This is a genomic window from Clostridioides sp. ES-W-0018-02, from assembly GCF_020658175.1.
Classification (GTDB): domain Bacteria; phylum Bacillota; class Clostridia; order Peptostreptococcales; family Peptostreptococcaceae; genus Clostridioides.
Genome location: NZ_JACVVY010000001.1, coordinates 237630 through 254113 on the forward strand (window position 1 = coordinate 237630; position 16484 = coordinate 254113).

General features: G+C 26.2%; 18 protein-coding genes. 13 read left to right on the plus strand and 5 right to left on the minus strand.

What is annotated here, in order from left to right:
- Positions 1-145 precede the first annotated feature (145 nt).
- From IC219_RS01115 to IC219_RS01125, 3 genes are read left to right on the plus strand one after another with little or no spacing between them, the layout of a single operon-like run.
- Positions 146-1021: an ATP-binding cassette domain-containing protein gene (locus IC219_RS01115; RefSeq protein ID WP_227831083.1), complete on the plus strand. Its 876-nt coding sequence runs from the start codon at positions 146-148 to the stop codon at positions 1019-1021.
- A complete protein-coding gene (locus IC219_RS01120; RefSeq protein WP_227831082.1) occupies positions 1021-3267 on the plus strand; it encodes a M1 family aminopeptidase in 2247 nt (748 codons plus the stop codon). Before IC219_RS01115 ends, IC219_RS01120 begins: the two co-directional genes overlap by 1 nt.
- Positions 3260-3994, plus strand: a complete 735-nt coding sequence (locus tag IC219_RS01125; RefSeq protein ID WP_227831081.1) for a hypothetical protein — start codon at positions 3260-3262, stop codon at positions 3992-3994. Before IC219_RS01120 ends, IC219_RS01125 begins: the two co-directional genes overlap by 8 nt.
- A gap of 267 nt (positions 3995-4261) precedes the next feature.
- Here IC219_RS01125 and IC219_RS01130 read toward each other — a convergent pair whose 3' ends face one another.
- The gene (locus IC219_RS01130) at positions 4262-5539 is read right to left on the minus strand and encodes an amidohydrolase family protein (protein WP_227831080.1); all 1278 of its coding nucleotides are present in this window, start codon (positions 5537-5539) and stop codon (positions 4262-4264) included.
- A 155-nt stretch (positions 5540-5694) separates the two neighbouring features.
- Between IC219_RS01130 and IC219_RS01135 the strand changes: the two genes are divergently transcribed.
- Entirely contained in the window at positions 5695-5892 is a 198-nt protein-coding gene (locus IC219_RS01135) for a hypothetical protein (protein WP_227433145.1), read from the plus strand.
- 261 nt (positions 5893-6153) lie between these two features.
- On the opposite strand, the gene IC219_RS01140 is transcribed toward IC219_RS01135, so the two are convergent.
- Positions 6154-6492 carry a TIGR04076 family protein gene (locus IC219_RS01140; RefSeq protein ID WP_227433146.1) on the minus strand — a complete coding sequence of 113 codons (339 nt, stop codon included), beginning with the start codon at positions 6490-6492 and terminating at the stop codon, positions 6154-6156.
- A gap of 139 nt (positions 6493-6631) precedes the next feature.
- Between IC219_RS01140 and IC219_RS01145 the strand changes: the two genes are divergently transcribed.
- The gene (locus IC219_RS01145) at positions 6632-6973 is read left to right on the plus strand and encodes a winged helix-turn-helix transcriptional regulator (protein ID WP_227433313.1); all 342 of its coding nucleotides are present in this window, start codon (positions 6632-6634) and stop codon (positions 6971-6973) included.
- Positions 6974-7605: 632 nt separating this feature from the next.
- On the opposite strand, the gene IC219_RS01150 is transcribed toward IC219_RS01145, so the two are convergent.
- Positions 7606-7782: a hypothetical protein gene (locus IC219_RS01150; protein WP_227433148.1), complete on the minus strand. Its 177-nt coding sequence runs from the start codon at positions 7780-7782 to the stop codon at positions 7606-7608.
- A gap of 749 nt (positions 7783-8531) precedes the next feature.
- A complete protein-coding gene (locus tag IC219_RS01155) occupies positions 8532-8780 on the minus strand; it encodes a hypothetical protein (protein ID WP_227433149.1) in 249 nt (82 codons plus the stop codon).
- A 220-nt stretch (positions 8781-9000) separates the two neighbouring features.
- Here IC219_RS01155 and IC219_RS01160 point away from each other — a divergent pair, with 220 nt between their 5' ends.
- The 8 genes from IC219_RS01160 to IC219_RS01195 all read left to right on the plus strand — a co-directional run bounded on the left by IC219_RS01160 (position 9001) and on the right by IC219_RS01195 (position 15381).
- Positions 9001-10023, plus strand: coding sequence for a hypothetical protein (locus IC219_RS01160; protein WP_227831079.1), 1023 nt, complete (start codon positions 9001-9003; stop codon positions 10021-10023).
- Positions 10024-10036: 13 nt separating this feature from the next.
- Positions 10037-10924 (plus strand): ABC transporter ATP-binding protein, encoded by an 888-nt coding sequence (locus IC219_RS01165; protein ID WP_227831078.1) that lies wholly within the window; start codon positions 10037-10039, stop codon positions 10922-10924.
- Positions 10925-10929: 5 nt separating this feature from the next.
- Positions 10930-11703 carry an ABC transporter permease gene (locus IC219_RS01170; RefSeq protein WP_227831077.1) on the plus strand — a complete coding sequence of 258 codons (774 nt, stop codon included), beginning with the start codon at positions 10930-10932 and terminating at the stop codon, positions 11701-11703.
- Positions 11704-11821: 118 nt separating this feature from the next.
- The gene (locus IC219_RS01175) at positions 11822-12544 is read left to right on the plus strand and encodes a response regulator transcription factor (RefSeq protein ID WP_227433156.1); all 723 of its coding nucleotides are present in this window, start codon (positions 11822-11824) and stop codon (positions 12542-12544) included.
- 3 nt (positions 12545-12547) lie between these two features.
- Positions 12548-13951, plus strand: a complete 1404-nt coding sequence (locus tag IC219_RS01180; protein WP_227831076.1) for a sensor histidine kinase — start codon at positions 12548-12550, stop codon at positions 13949-13951.
- A 10-nt stretch (positions 13952-13961) separates the two neighbouring features.
- Positions 13962-14783 carry a TraX family protein gene (locus IC219_RS01185; protein WP_227831075.1) on the plus strand — a complete coding sequence of 274 codons (822 nt, stop codon included), beginning with the start codon at positions 13962-13964 and terminating at the stop codon, positions 14781-14783.
- A 23-nt stretch (positions 14784-14806) separates the two neighbouring features.
- The gene (locus IC219_RS01190) at positions 14807-15127 is read left to right on the plus strand and encodes a hypothetical protein (protein WP_227831074.1); all 321 of its coding nucleotides are present in this window, start codon (positions 14807-14809) and stop codon (positions 15125-15127) included.
- A gap of 11 nt (positions 15128-15138) precedes the next feature.
- Positions 15139-15381: a hypothetical protein gene (locus IC219_RS01195; protein WP_227853313.1), complete on the plus strand. Its 243-nt coding sequence runs from the start codon at positions 15139-15141 to the stop codon at positions 15379-15381.
- Positions 15382-15530: 149 nt separating this feature from the next.
- Here IC219_RS01195 and IC219_RS01200 read toward each other — a convergent pair whose 3' ends face one another.
- Positions 15531-16151, minus strand: a complete 621-nt coding sequence (locus IC219_RS01200) for a flavodoxin family protein (protein WP_227433161.1) — start codon at positions 16149-16151, stop codon at positions 15531-15533.
- Positions 16152-16484: the final 333 nt, after the last annotated feature.

Below are 16484 nucleotides of genomic sequence, written 5' to 3' on the forward strand. Positions count from 1 at the left end.
ATAGGGTTATTTTGAGTATAAGAATGTATTTAAAAAGTATTTAGCTACCATATAAAAAACAAGATAAGAACATATTAACTACATACTTCATTTATATAATAAAAAATGTAATAAGAAACTAAAAAACGTGAAAGGTGAGTGAAACATGAAAATTGATGTTAAAAATTTAAATATGACTTATAGAGCAGGGAAGGAAGCACTAAAAGATATAAATATAAGTCTTGAAAGTCCAAATTTGATAGGCTTACTTGGTCCTAATGGAGCAGGTAAAAGTACTTTAATGAAACTTTTGACTTCAAGAATACTTCAAACTTCAGGTAAGATTTTAGTAAATGGTAAACCCCTTAAACAGAATGAAACAAATTTAAAAAGTAAATTAGGATATTTACCACAAGAATTTGGTTTGTATGATGAGTTGACAGTGTATCAATTTCTTGAGTACATGTCAGTTTTAAAAGGTATTAATAAGAACACAAAAAAGATAATAGAAGAAGTTATTAGTCAAACTAATCTATTAGAAAAGATAAATTCAAAGATTAAGACCCTATCAGGTGGTCAAAAACAGAGAGTTGGAATAGCTCAAGCAATAATGGGAAATCCAGAGTTATTAATACTAGATGAACCTACAGTCGGACTAGACCCTGAGGAGAGAATAAACTTCCGTAATTTATTTTCAAAAAACTCAAGAGATAAGATTGTAATATTGTCCACACATATTATAGAAGATGTTCAGTCTGTATGTAATAGATTGATAGTAATAAATAAAGGAAATGTGCTATTTGATGGAAGTTCTGAAGAGTTAATTAAAAAAGCGGAGGGACATGTTGGAGTTTATGAAGATAAAAATGGAAAAATACATAGCAATAAAACAAGCAAATTTAAAGTTACATCAAGTATTCTTACTACAACAGGGACTTCATATCGTATTGTAAGTCATAAGCTTTCAGAATTTGCGATACCTGTAGAACCATCATTAGAGGATGCGTATATGTTTTTAATATCTGAGGAGGAGATAAAGTAATGCAATCAATTAAATTTATCAAAGATGAGATAAAGAGGATTTTTAGCTCAAAGATTACATGGACTTTCATAGTAGTAATAGCACTGATACCAGGTCTATCAATAATAATGTATGAAAATCCTGGATTATTGCCCCAAGGTAGTTCAGGACAATCACTTAGTTTGAGTATACCTGTTTTACTTAATCCAGCAAAGTTAGGGGCTTTAATAGGTACAGTTTTATTCTCAATGTTTACAATATATGAGATGGATAGTATTTATAGAAACAAAACCAATGGTATCATAGAAACTATTATGGATGCTAAAAGTTTAAATTTAGCTAGAGTGATTTCTATTCTTATATCAACTATAGTATCTGTAATAATTTCGATGATTATATGTTTTCCATATTCTATCATTAAGATGGGTGATAATTTTAGTTTAAGTACTTATCTTATAAACTATTTAGTTTTAATGTTACCAGCCTTATTATTTGGTATTTTACTTTCAGCAGGATTTTATTCTATAACAAGACGTATTGATTTAAGTATGATTATACTCCTTGTTCTAGTATTTTTATCTATAAATATAAAAGATAGTTATCTTATTGATTGGGTACAGACAAAAGTTACTATTTATTCTGATAGCTTTGGGAATACTTTGCAATTAAAAGCTTTATGTTGGAATAGACTACTTTGGAGTTTTATATCAATATCAACGTATTTATTAGGTGTGATATGCACAAGAAAATATGAAAAAAATGTTTTTTCATCTATACTAATTAATATGAAAAAGGTATTACTATCAATTTTAACTATAGTATTAATTGCAGGTTCTTATAGTGTATATGCATTTGAACCATATTATGATGATACTCCTCCACCTAAAATGGAAAAGGTATCAGATAAGAAGTCTGGCTCAGGTGCTGTTATGTCTACTGGTGCTGATGAAAAGCTAAATAAGAATATAAAATTACTTGATTCAGATCTTGATATAAAAATAAATCCTAAAAAGGCAAGATTAGATGGCAAAATACAATACACTATGGAAAATACTAGTGGAGAAAATCAAAACTTGGAATTTGATTTAAATCCTGGATACGATATTAAAGATATTAAGATAAATGGTAAGAAAGCTAAATATGATATTTCTAAGAAGAAACAAGCAGAAGGAAGACTTAGTTTGAATATACCTAAAGAAAAAAATCTTAAAATTGAAATTGAGTATGGAGGGAAATTAATAAACAATCAACTATTTGAAACTATTCTTGCAGGAGATACAATAAGTAAAGATAAGGTTGAGTTACGTAGTAAAGGTTCAATATTTCCAAAACCTAAAGTTGATGCTATGAATACAATGGAATCGATGATTCATGGTAATATAACTCTACCTACTGGAATAACACCTGTAGTAAGTGGAATCAGTACAGAAAAGGTAAAAGGTGATAAAAAGGATAATGAATGTACATGGAAATTTAGCACAAGAGGAATAATGTTGACTATAATAGCTGCAGACTATGTAAAAAAAGATATAAAAGCAGGTGGGATTGATGTGCAATTTTACTATAATAGAAAGCATGGAGATAAAATAAATAAAATGAATGCAGAGAAAATTATAAAAGATTCTATCAATTTCTATACAAAACAATATGGAGAACTAGAACGTTATAAAGTTATTCCGCTTAAGCTAGTAGAAGGAGGAGCCTCATCAGGACAGGTAACTGGAGGAAAAGCACATGAGAATATAAGTTATATGGATGAAAGTATTTTCAACCCAGATGTATTTGATACTCACATAGGAGAGGGAGAAAATGGATCTGAAGTTTTGGCTCATGAAATATGCCACCAGTGGTGGGGGATTATAGTACAAGTTGACCAAATGACACCTCCTTGGTCACCAGAAGGAATAACAAATTATGCAACTAATAAGTTCATGGAATACGAGTATGGAAAAGAGTATAGTAAAAAAACTATAGATAATTGGAAAGAAGAAAATGATAAGCTTAAGAGAAATTTCTATATGAATAATCCGCAGTATTTGGAAAAATTGCCTGAAAATTATGTATTCAATATTTTATCACCTAATTCTATGAGACTTCTATATAACAAAATGCCATTACAAATTTTGAAGGCAGAAGAGATTTTAGGACAAGATAAGTTTGAAGCTATTCTTAAAGACTTATATAACAAATATAAGTACAATATATTAAAATATGATGATTTCTTAAAGACTTGTAATCTTACAGGGGAGGAATTGAATTTTGAATAATTTAAAAATAATAAAATATGAAATGAAGAGATTGTTATTCTCTAAGGTATATTTGGTTTTAATATTAATAACAGGATGGTTCTCCTACCATGTCCTTAAGACAAAGACAATCTATGGTTTAAACGACACAGCACCATTTTCAGAGTGGAGTTATTCTGGTTTTTTACTTGATGTAAATCCATTTTTACTAGTTATAGTTCTTGTGTTTTGCACGTACATCTTTTCAAAGAGAGAAGAAGCTGTAAGGACAATTACTATGAGCACTAAGATAAAACCTACAACATATTTTTGCTTAAAAAGTTTTACAATAGCAGTTGCGTATCTTCTAACAGTTGCAGTTGTAATTGCAATAAGTTTTATTTTTTACAATAGATTATTTCAATTTAATGATTTTAGTCAATTTATAAAACCTATAATTCTAATTTTAATACCATCTGTGTTATTTATATCAGGTATGGGCATGTTTATTGGTAATATAAATGGAAACTTTCTATATATTTTTATTCCAATAATATTTCTTATAACAAATTCTGGTACACTATCTATTATATCTGGTAAAAATTTAGTGAACTCTATATTAGAGAGTAAAGTTGCAGACACGATGGGGAATCTTGCATTTGATATTCCACAGAGATTTGTAATAAGTAGAATAGCTTTGGTGATTATAGGTATAGGCTTAATAGTTATTGTATGCAAAGCATACAATAAAACTAAAATTAAAGCTTAGAAGGGTATTACAAAGAGTAATTTAGTTAAACTTCATAAAAATTGTAGCATTCTTATTTAAGGATTAAGAGTAATGTGTATAAATTAAAGTTTAGAAATAAAACTGACTATGAAAAACACAATATAATTATTAAAATTAAATACAACTAGAAATAAATCAAAGATAATCTAAAAGAGTATGTTTTAATCTATGATTTCATGGATTTTAGTACATACTCTTTTTATTGAGTATATGAATTAAGTAAGTTATGTACAATAAAAATTTTTATTATAATTCTACAGAAGGTTCCTCAATTAATTTTCCACATACATATCTATGAATAATATTTCTGTCATCACCAACATAGATAAATCTTTCAAGTCTTTCAAGTATAGAGTAGCTGTCATGATTTAAATCTGAATCATCAATAATTAATGCATCAAAATCATAATTTTCTTCAAAGCTACCAACTTTTCCAAAAAAACTTCCTCCACTTTTAGTTGCAATATAAAAAGCCTCAGATAACGATAGGAAATTACATTTCTTATTAGAATTTACCCAGTATAATTTAGATAGCTGGATTGCAGATACTATTGCTTTAAATATTGACAATGTATGACCACCACTTATATCTGAACCAAGAGCTAGTTTAATATTATTATCAAGTAATTTTCTAATAGGCATGGCTCCACTACCAACATTAAAATTAGAAGCAGGACAATGAACAGCCATAACCTCATTTTCTTTCATTAAATCTATTTCTTCTTGAGAGCAGTGAATACAATGAGCCATTAATGTAGCTGTTTGACCAAATAAATTGTATCTATTGTAGGCATCTCCGTAAAATTTAGATTCAGGTTCTAAACTTTTAACCCATTCAATTTCATCATGGTTTTCAGATAAATGTGATTGTATAGGAACATTATACTTTAAACATAAATCTCCTAATTCCCTTAAGAGATTACTTGTACAACTAGGTATAAATCTAGGAGTTATAATTGGTTTTACAATAGAATTTATGTCACTGTATTTGTTTATTATTTCTTCTGTATCGTTGATAGAATCCTCAGTATTTTCTAGTAGAGTGTCAGGACAATTCATGTTCATATTTACTTTACCAACATATGCTCCAAGACCAGCTTCTTTAAAAATATCCATAAGTTTCATAGATGCTTCTTTATGTATTGTTGCAAATACAGCTATTCTAGTAGTACCTGATTTCCATACTTCTTTTACAAATTTTTTATACATCTTTGTAGCATATTCTATATCTATATACTTTGATTCTTCTGGGAATGTATAAGTTTCAAGCCATGGTATAAGTTCCTTGTCCATAGCCATGCCTAAATTTCTAAACTGAGGTGCATGGCAATGAAGGTCGTTCATACCAGGTATTATAAGTTTATCAGTATAGTCTATGATTTCTGAGTTTTTATATTCTTTAGGTATATCTTTAAAGACACCTTTTACTTTGCCTTTGTTTAGTATAATGTAGCTATTTTCAAATACTGTGAAAGTATCTGAAGTCTTTGTAAAAATTATATTTCCTTTTATTGCTTTTAACATATAGCTCTCCTTAGTTTTAAATTTGTTAGCTTTAATATATAAGTAAATATATAGGGTTTATTAATTAAAATTTTACCCTATGTATTATATCAAATCTGAGTTATAAATACTATTAAATAATAATAAATATTATTGAATTTGAGAGGATGAAAATAATGAAACAATACGAATGTATTGGTAAAGGAAATACATCTAAAATTTATGATTATGGAGAGAATAAAATAATAAAATTATATAAAAGTGAAATTTCAAAGGATTCTTACATTAGGGAATTTTGTATTACAAAAAATATATTAGGAATTAATAAGATTATAATATATGACAAAATGAACAAGATTTATCATATATTATAATCATGTTAGAGACATCTATTGGTAGGAGTATTCTCTTTATAACTGGATTAAAAAAATATTAGGTACATTACTTAACAGTTTTTAAAATCGATTTAAATGAATCTTTTTTATGACATAAATTGTACAATATACAATTTCCTTTTATTGTATTTCATTAATTTAATTTTAGTACTATATTTCACTATAAGCATTAAATTTTAAGGAATAAATTGGAATAATGCATTTAAAATATGATTAGTAAAATTAGTTTAAGACTATTATCTATCTTATGGGTTTATATTCCATTTTAGATTCTTCATCAGTTCTCTCAATTTTAAAAATGACAGGACGAATTCCATCATTACAGGAGCATATAGCCACTCCTTCTTTATCTATCCAATCTCCATAGTAAAATTTTTCACTACCATGAGATAAAGCAAATACATATTGATACATTGCTTTCCATGCTTCGTCACATAATTTTTCAGGTTTAGCAAAATCTCCAAAAAATACTTCTCCTACTTTATGCATAGGGCATTTTCCAATACCTTTACATCCATACTCATCTGCTAAATCTTTATGGAATGTTGTTTTTATTACTTCTATTTTACATTTTTTCATGAAAGTCATCTCCTCGTAATTTGTAACTTTTATTTATATAAGTATATGTGCTATCTTATATTTAAACAAGTATTTACTTTTAAGTAAGGTACTAACATTTAGGATAGTATCTTTATTATAGGATGGTGATTAAATGAGTATGAAAAACTATAATACATCTGATTTAACTAATATAACTTCTACACCATTTGGATATACTCTTTCAATTATTGGAGGAAAATGGAAGATGATTATAATGTTTTGGTTAGTCGAGTATGATGTATTACGTTATGGAGAACTTAAAAGATGTATTGGTTCAATAACTGATAAGATTCTCAATAATCAGTTAAAAGAATTGGAACGAGATGGTATTATCATACGCAAAGAATATCCTCAAATTCCTCCTAAAGTTGAATATTCACTTTCCAAAAGGGGATTGTCATTAATGCCTATTTTAGAAGAAATGTGTAAATGGGGTGAAAATAATAAACTCAATTTATAAAATAAAAGCCCAGTAAAGATTTTGCTGGGCTTTTATTTTATAAATTAGAAATGCTAAAGTTAATTTACAGGTATATAATTTTCTGTGATTAATACTTTGAAAATCACTAATTAAAATCTTTATTAGTGATATTTTTTAATATAAATTAAATAAAAAAATAAAAAATATATCTAAATAAAATGATTATTTTTCTTGAATTTTTTATATAAATATGGAAATTTGTCTAGTTATACATTTTTATTGACCAGTTACGCAATTGATATTGAATATTCTAAATATTGATGTTACTTTATATATGATTTAAGTACAATAGGGGGATATTTTATAAATATGATTTGCGTTATAGATAGATAAAATTTGGAGTAGTAAAAACTTAGATTCATATTTGATGAAATTGTAGAATATGTGTATAGAATGATTCTTGTGCTTCAAGAGAATATAAAGGATGTAATTTGTATAGTTGTTTTATTTTATAGTATATACTTTTAAATTATATAGTGAAAAAGTAAAGATGTACTCCCAATACATCTTTACTTTAAAATAAGTTATAGTTACTTGAAAAGTATAAAAAATTATATAGTTATTTAAGGTAGAAAATCTAAAAAGGTTTTTCTAGAAAATGAAACTTAATTTTAATTATATCTACTTACTAACAATAAAACTTGATATAAACAAGATTCAACTACAGTTTCTCCATATTCTGATATAAAATCATCTAATTGTGTATCTATAAAATTACAATAATCATATGAACTACTTATATAAGCAGTCAATATATGTGTACATCTGTCTATTTCTCCAATAAACATATTATCCATCCCCCTAAAAACTTTAGTAAAAATAAAAAAATTATATATGTGCTAATTTGCTAACATAACTTACAAAGAATTTTTTAGTACTTATCACTATAACTTTATTACTAAATTTTTCTAGTTTTACCAATTTAGCTTTTATTCTACAAGTTAATAATACTAGAATATGATTTATTATTCAACATGCTTGTTTTAGATTAAAAAATATTATAAAATTATATTTATTTTTTGAAGAATAAACTCTGACAATAAACTGATAAGGTTTACATGAATAGATTGAATTAAAGGTTTATATATTTGAATTAATTAGATTCAAAGTAGAGGATAAACTAAAAAAGTATTCAGGATATATTATTAAAATGAATGTAAGAATAAATAAAGTGAAATGCTAGAATATTAAAATTAACAATAATATAAAAAATAAAATTTATTGTTAGTAAGAACTTTAATATAGATATTTTAAAACAGATATAAAAACTAATTGATTTACTTATAGATATTTAAAAGATATAAAGAGCTTGTAGATAACTCTTTATATCTTTTTTGTTATGATAAAAAATTTTAAGAGACAACAAAAAAGATAAGAGCATATCTATAACACATATATATGTTCTTTTATAAAAATAAATAAAACAATGCAATTAAATTTGGTTAAACTATATTATTTATATGTAATATCTTGATTATTAATAATAAAGTTTTTATATTAAAAAATTCCTTTTAAATATAAAATGCAATTTAAGTCACTATTTGATAATTTTTCCGCAATATGGGCAATAAGTACTATTCTTTACAAGTTCCATTCTTGAATCTAAATAATGATTACAATTTGGGCAACGATAAAATTTCCAATCAATAAAAATACCAACAAGTACAAAAATAATTGATACTATATAATTTTCTATAAAAAAGATAAATGCTGCTCCAATAATAAACATAGCCATAGATGTTAAGAAGATTATTTTTAATTTTGTATAAATATCTATACTTTTCATACAATCACCAACTTATCTTAGATTTAATCCTATTAATAAAAGTATATCAAGTTTATTATAAAAAATGTAAACTAAAAAATTACAATAAAAATAAGTAGCGAATAAAACTAAACACATAATTTAAGTTTTATTTAAGGTTAGAATTATATTGATATAAGATTTAAGTTTTATTATGTATATAAATAAAAAGCAATTAAAAAGACTTAGGAGGAAATGTATATTGATAAGTTGGGAAATAAAGAAATTGATTAAATCTAAGAGCATGTTGATATCTTTAGGGATATTAATATTCATATTATTAATCAGTATATTTGTTAAACCTGTTTTAGAAACAGAAGATTATTATATTGATGAGAAAAAAGGTCATATAGAATATACAAGTAATAGAACAGATATAGCTAATGATAAATTTCAAAAAAAACTTGATATTTTAAAACAACTTTCAAATCAAACATATAGTGATAAATTTTCTAAAAAGATTAAATCCATGTCAAAAGAAAAACTTGATAATCTAAATGTTGATGAATATAAAAATGTTGACTTTTGGAAGGTATTTAATTATAGAGCCACAAATTCACTTATAAATATAGGGGTGTTGATTGTCATAATCATAACTGTATCAAATCTTTATACAGATGAAGTAATTTCTTCAGTAAAAGATATTATACTATCATCAAAAGAGAAGGAAAAGGCATTAAAATCTAAAATAGTTATTGCTATATTTATACCATTAGTAATTTATTTTGTTTATTTAATCTGGATATTTATTATGACCTGCATACAACAAGGATTACCAATTAATGGTGACTTAGAATCGTTTAGGATAGTAGACAATATAGCTACATTAAAAGCAAATTCAAATATAACCAATTATGTAATATCAAATATAGCTATAGATATTTTAATGTTTGAAGGATGGGCAATGATAGCTATGTTAGGTTCTTTTATTAGCAAATCTTCAATATCATCAGTAGGTTTTCTTATTTTAAGTATAGCTGTAGCTAAAGTGATGTCAGTAGTTCACATATTACCTAAAGGATTGCTTTCGATTATTTCAATGGTAAATTACTATGATTTAATATTTGGATTTAATAAAATAATAGGAAATTATTTAGGTGATATTAGAATATTTAAAATGAATATAGATATTGTCAATCTATCAATAGGACTTTTAGTAGTAATATTTTTAGGTATAATGACTTTGTGTTTCTCAGTAATAAAGTCAAAGTATATAAATAGATAAAAGGGGAATTAAAATGAATAAATTAGAAGTTAAAAATATTTCAAAGATATATGGAAAAAAAGTAGTAAATGATAAAATTACAGTTACATTAGAAAATGGAGTTTATGGTCTTTTAGGACCAAATGGAGCAGGAAAATCCACTCTAATGAAACAAATAACCACACTAATAAAACCTGAGAGTGGGCAAATACTTTACAATGGTAAGGATATATTTAATATGGATGATGATTATAGAAATATTTTAGGATATTTACCACAAGAATTTGGAGTATATAAAAACTTTACAGCTAGACAATTTTTACAATATATAGGAGCGTTGAAAGGTCTAAAAGGCAGAAATTTAAATTGTAGGATAGATGAATTGTTAGAGTTAGTAGGTCTTTATGATGTCAGAAATAAGGCTATAGGAAAATTCTCTGGAGGTATGAAAAGAAGAGTTGGCATAGCACAAGTTTTATTAAACAATCCTAAAATAATAGTACTTGATGAACCAACAGCAGGACTTGACCCACAAGAAAGAGCGAGGTTTAGAAATCTAATAGCAAAAATATCAAGGGATAAGATAATAATTCTTTCTACTCATATAATTTCAGATATAGAATCAGTTGCAAAAGAAACAATAATGATTAAAAATGGTAAACTTCTTATGAAAGGAACACATAAAGAAATATTAAATCATATGCAAGATAAAGTTTATAATATTCAAGTTGAAGATGAGTGTGATATTGATGAGATTCAATCTAAATATAAAGTTATAAGTATTCAAAGTGATGTTAATTCAATAGTAATTAGAGTTGTGTCAGAAAATACTCCAACTGAAGCTAATGTACAACTAGTTCAAGCAAAATTTGAGGATGTATATATGCTTTACTTTGATTTAGAAGATGCAAAGGAGATATAACAGATATGATAAATTTAGTTAAAGCAGAAATAATAAAAGCCTTAAAATTAAAAAGTGTTTGGATGCTTTGGATACTTTTACTATTATTTGGGTTTGTATTGATTAGAAAATTTAATGTTTTTGACACATATTCAGATATATTTTATAAGATAGAGGGTTCTATACCTTTAATAGGGTTGATAATGTTTATAATAACTTCTGGAAACTATACAAAAGAATATGATTCTAATATGACAAGTCTAATAAATACAACTAAAAATGGGAAAAAGTCAGTAGTAGTATCAAAAATAATAGCTAATGGATTGACTTTGTCCATGATTAACATTTCTTTTGTATTATTGGTTGGGATTAGAGGATTTAGTTTTTTTGAATTTAAAAATTTGAATGAACCAATTAAGAACTTATGGTATTTTAGTAATAGTAATTTAAATCTTACCATAATACAAATGTACTTGATTGTTATAGTATCAGTCATTTTTGGTTCTTTCATATTTGCACAAATAGGACTAGCACTTTCTTCAATATTTAAATCAGCTGTAATGCCTTTCATATTAGGAGGCTTAATTATGGCTGTTCCATACTTTATTACAGGCTTTATACCAGATAATGCTATAAAATTTGTTTCTATTACTCCAAACTGGATTATGATGAGTCAACAAATTGTTAAGTATAATGTACCAAATACTTTAATAGGTTTATCTATATTAATCTCAATCATATTGATAATAATATTAACTAAAATAACATATAAAAATTTTACATCAAGTAAAAGGTTTTAATTAAGAATAAAAAAGAACAATGATTTTGTTTATATATTGACTTGATTTAAAATAATATAAATGAAGCTTAGAGAAGATATATGTTAATATATAGATAAATTATCATAGGAGGTTATTTATGGAAAATAGCATTTTAGTAATAGATGATGAGGTAGAAATTTTAAAACTCTTAGAAACTGTATTTAAGAAAGAAGGTCTTAACAATGTGTATACTGCAAAAACAAGAAAGGAAGGATTGGAAGTATTTAAAAAATATAATCCCAACTTAATCATTCTGGACATTATGTTGCCAGATGGTGAAGGGTACGATATTTGTAAAGAAATAAGAAAAAACTCTAATGTACCAATCATATTTTTATCAGCTAAGACGGAAGAGTTAGATAAATTACTTGGACTAGCAATTGGAGGCGATGATTATGTTACAAAGCCTTTTAGTCCTAAAGAAGTCGCTTTTAGGGCAAAAGCTCATCTAAGAAGACTAAATTATTTTAATGAAGAACAAAATGAAAGCATAAACTCAGATAATAAAGAAAAGATTATATCATTTGGTCCATATAAATTAAATGAAAGTAGAGCAGAACTCATAAAAGATGGTAAGTCTATTGCATTATCTGCAAAAGAATTAAAAATATTGTCTTTATTTGCACACAATCAAAATCAAATTATAAGTAAAGAAAAGTTATGGGATAAAGTATGGGGTGAAGATTATATTGGATTTGATAATACTATAATGGTTCATATTAGAAAGATTAGAGAAAAATTAGAAGATAATCCTTCAAAGCCAGAATATATCCTTACAATAAAAGGACTTGGATATAAATTAGCAGTAAAGGAAGATTAGAATATGAAGTGGAAGATTACTAGAAACTTTATGCTTACAATTGTATTTATAGTTATATCAGTGGTTATTATAAATATTGCGTCTATTTTATATGTGATTTCGACTAATAATTTTTTTAATGTTGTAGGTTCTAAAAACAGTCCTGAAGAGTTTGCTCGTTCTTTTGAAAAAGAGCTATATGAAAAAAATGGAGAGTTCAAGTTATCAAAAGTTGGCATTGACAAATTAAAAAAATCACATTTTTGGGTACAAGTTTTAAATGACTCAGGAGAAGAATTGTATGGAGTAAATGTGCCAACGAATACTCCAAAAAAATATACTCCTTTTCAAATGGTTAATAACTACAAATATATAGAAACAGAGTATACTAATTTTGTTTTAGAAAAATATTTAGGCAACAAACATCTAAATATAATAATAGGTATGCCTAGTAGAGATGTATCGAGAATAATTTTAACTTATTCTCAAGATAATGCTAAAGCAATTTTAAATAAAATTATCACTTTGACATTGGTAATTGATGGGATGGTAGCTTTAAGCATAGGATACTTATTTAGTAGAAAACTTACAAAGCCAATATCCAATGTAATATGGAGTATTGAAACTATGGCTAACGGAAATTATAGTTTATATCTTAAAAACAGGGGAATATATGAAGAAGTTTTTGAAAATATCAATATGTTGGCTGATACATTGAGGGTAAACGAAGCAGAGAGAAAAGAAAATGAAGAGATGCGAGAGGAATGGTTAGCTAATATAACACATGATATAAATACACCACTGGCTTCTATACAAGGATATGCAGAGATAATCAATGATAAAGATTATGAATTTGTGGAAGAGGAATTACGAGAATATACAGAGATTATATACAATAAGTCCAAGTATATAAAAAATTTGGTTGATGATTTAAATTTATCAACTCGATTAAAAAATAATAGCTTAGTTTTGAACAAGAAGAAAATAAATTTAGTTAGTTTGGTTAGAAATATAATAATAGATATTCTAAATGACAATAGATATAAAAATAGAAATATTGAGTTTGTAAGTTATGAAGATTTAATTGAAGTATATGTAGATTCAATTTTATTTAGAAGAGCTATAACAAATCTCATATTTAATTCAATAGTGCATAATAAAGAAGAAACTCTGATAAAAATAGAAATAGTAAAAAAAGATACTATAGAAATTATAATAAAAGATAGTGGAGTAGGAATAAGTAAAAATGATTTAAAGCATATTTTTGAAAAATATTATAGAGGTACTAATACAGGTGAATTACATAAAGGCTCTGGTCTTGGAATGGCTATTTCTAAAGAGATAATAGAGATTCATAAAGGTAGTATTTATGTGAATAGTGAAATAGGAATAGGAACAGAAGTCGTCATAAAAATAAATCAGAAGTAGGAGATATGATATGGATTTTCTTAAAAAAGGTTTCAATGGATTTACTATTAAAATATTAGCACTGGTATTTATGACATTTGACCATATAGCAGCTTTTATGCCACAAACAATGCATATACCAGTTTGGTTTCATTGGTTAGGTAGAATATCAGCACCATTGTTTACGTTTATGGTAGTAGAAGGGTTTTGTCATACAAGCAACAAAAAAAAGTATATTGCTAGATTATATGTAGGGGCTATCATTATGGCAATAGGGAATCAAATAATTAATACTGCTTTCCAAAATCCAGAAGGTTCAATAATTATGAATAATATTTTTGCAACATTATTTTTGGTAGTAATTTATTTACAGGCTATAGAATTTATAAAGAAATTTAGAGCAGAAAAAGAAAAAAAGTATCTTGTGAGAGGGCTTTTGATGATAAGTGTTCCTATAATTTTAGGAATCGTTATATTAACTTTACTTTTTAGCTCAGTGGATAAAGTACTTATGTTTATTATGATTTTTGTACCAGTACCATTTTTGGTAGAAGGGGGACCAATTTTGATTGCACTGGGGATTATTTTTTATTTATGTAGAGGAAAGAAGTTTAGTTTAAGTATTTGTTATGTTTTGATGTGTATATTTATATTTGTAGCCATAGCAGGAGGAGATTATAGCTTGAAAAAATCTCTTCTAGAAAATTACCAATGGATGATGATTGCGTCACTTCCTTTTATGTTGCTTTATAATGGAGAAAAAGGTAAGAGTATGAAATATTTGTTTTATTTATACTATCCAATACATATATATATATTGTATATTTTAGGAGTGTATTTGATAAAAATCTAAGAATATAGAAGACATTGATAAGTATGGTTATTAATAACTTTCTATATTTCATACAAATGTCTATGGTCAATATATCCTACTTATTAATGACTGGCATATTAAATAATTATGGAGTTGCTGTCTCAGCAGTATCTGGAATTGGATTGAAGATAAATACTTTTGCAGGGATGCTATGTTGGGCAGTTGGTCAAGCTGTTATTATTAAGCTTGGTTGTAACATTTATTTCCATTGTTTTGTACAAATATTTGCAGAACCAATAGTTGTATTTGGGGGGTCTAAAAATCAAGCAGTTATTAGAGAGGGAATTGTGTATCTTAGAATTTATTGTTTAATTAACAGTTGATTTATGCAGTAATGTATATTTATGATTCATTTGTAACTGGTATAGGTTTTACTAGTCTAGCTATGTTTAATGCATTGTTAGATTCTGTAGTTATTAGACTATCCCTTAGTTATACACTAGGAACTATTTTAGAATATGGATTTATAGGCGTTTATTTTGTTCAATTTTTATCACCAATACTCCCAGCTATTATTGGGTTAATCTATTTTTATAAAAGAAAAAGGAAGGGTATAACTGAGCATGTCAGAAATTAATCGTTTTAAACAGATTAAATAATAAAATAGTGGTTTTGATATAAATAGAATCAAAACCACTATTTAGGTATTATACTGTTTTATATGAGCTATTCCATTTATTAAGTATCACTTTAATTTTAAATTAACCATTAATAAAACCAAATTATTTATTGTATAAAATTAGTCATAATTTTTTCTTCATATTGAGGGTCTTTGACTCCTGTTTTTTGCCCAGCTGAAATACACTTAAGAAGCCATGCCATGTTTTCACCTAAAGTTCTCATAGTTTGTAATCCCTCTTTATCTTTCATAACATCCTCTGGGGTAAAACCATGAACCTGATTCCAGTATTGTGATGATACAATAGGCATATTACTGATTGAGAAATATTTATTCAGTTGGTCAAATGTTGCAGTTGCTCCACCACGTCGACATGATACAACTGATGCACCAAGTTTCTTTGCCATTTTACTTCCAGCTGAAAAAAATAAGCGGTCAAGAAATGAAGTTAGTTGTCCACTTGCACCGGAAAAATATACAGGTGAGCCAACAATAATACCATCAATATTATCTAGTTCTTTCGCTAACTCATTGACCTTATCATTCCAAGTACATTTGCCAGTTTGAAAGCATGATGAGCAAGCAATACAACCTGGTATTGGTTTTTTACCTAAATATAATATTTCGGTTTCAATGTCATGCTTATTTAATGTTTTAGCAACTTCATTTAATGCTGTATAAGTACACCCGTATTGGTTTGGGCTACCATTTATTAATAAAACTTTCATTAGAAATTCCTCCAGTAAAATTTATTTAATCGATATTCAAGGGTCTTTGCTTTTTCTAAAATAGGTTTTCTATGAATCTATAAGTACAGGTATATTCCATTTGTTCTTAGATTTACATTTAAAACACCTCCTATTACTAAATTTATCAGTGATATGAAACTACATTATGTTAGAAGTTTTTTATAACTTGAATTAAAGAGTAAATAAATTAAAATTTGACAATATGCTAAAGTACTAGCATTAAGTAGAATTTATATGTATTATAGCAAATTGACTTTTAATTGTTCTTACACTATAATTTTATTATAAATTAGCTAAAAGACAAGTACGCAC

What these genes read in the sequence shown, in the direction of transcription:
- IC219_RS01150 (WP_227433148.1), bottom strand. Translation starts at nt 7,782, where the DNA reads ATGTTTATTGGAGAAATAGACAGATGTACACATATATTGACTGCTTAT.
- IC219_RS01195 (WP_227853313.1), top strand. Translation starts at nt 15,139, where the DNA reads ATGTATATTTATGATTCATTTGTAACTGGTATAGGTTTTACTAGTCTA.
- IC219_RS01115 (WP_227831083.1), top strand. Translation starts at nt 146, where the DNA reads ATGAAAATTGATGTTAAAAATTTAAATATGACTTATAGAGCAGGGAAG.
- IC219_RS01190 (WP_227831074.1), top strand. Translation starts at nt 14,807, where the DNA reads ATGGTTATTAATAACTTTCTATATTTCATACAAATGTCTATGGTCAAT.
- IC219_RS01130 (WP_227831080.1), bottom strand. Translation starts at nt 5,539, where the DNA reads ATGTTAAAAGCAATAAAAGGAAATATAATTTTTACAAAGACTTCAGAT.
- IC219_RS01185 (WP_227831075.1), top strand. Translation starts at nt 13,962, where the DNA reads ATGGATTTTCTTAAAAAAGGTTTCAATGGATTTACTATTAAAATATTA.
- IC219_RS01175 (WP_227433156.1), top strand. Translation starts at nt 11,822, where the DNA reads ATGGAAAATAGCATTTTAGTAATAGATGATGAGGTAGAAATTTTAAAA.
- IC219_RS01155 (WP_227433149.1), bottom strand. Translation starts at nt 8,780, where the DNA reads ATGAAAAGTATAGATATTTATACAAAATTAAAAATAATCTTCTTAACA.
- IC219_RS01135 (WP_227433145.1), top strand. Translation starts at nt 5,695, where the DNA reads ATGAAACAATACGAATGTATTGGTAAAGGAAATACATCTAAAATTTAT.
- IC219_RS01120 (WP_227831082.1), top strand. Translation starts at nt 1,021, where the DNA reads ATGCAATCAATTAAATTTATCAAAGATGAGATAAAGAGGATTTTTAGC.
- IC219_RS01170 (WP_227831077.1), top strand. Translation starts at nt 10,930, where the DNA reads ATGATAAATTTAGTTAAAGCAGAAATAATAAAAGCCTTAAAATTAAAA.
- IC219_RS01145 (WP_227433313.1), top strand. Translation starts at nt 6,632, where the DNA reads ATGAAAAACTATAATACATCTGATTTAACTAATATAACTTCTACACCA.
- IC219_RS01200 (WP_227433161.1), bottom strand. Translation starts at nt 16,151, where the DNA reads ATGAAAGTTTTATTAATAAATGGTAGCCCAAACCAATACGGGTGTACT.
- IC219_RS01180 (WP_227831076.1), top strand. Translation starts at nt 12,548, where the DNA reads ATGAAGTGGAAGATTACTAGAAACTTTATGCTTACAATTGTATTTATA.
- IC219_RS01165 (WP_227831078.1), top strand. Translation starts at nt 10,037, where the DNA reads ATGAATAAATTAGAAGTTAAAAATATTTCAAAGATATATGGAAAAAAA.
- IC219_RS01140 (WP_227433146.1), bottom strand. Translation starts at nt 6,492, where the DNA reads ATGAAAAAATGTAAAATAGAAGTAATAAAAACAACATTCCATAAAGAT.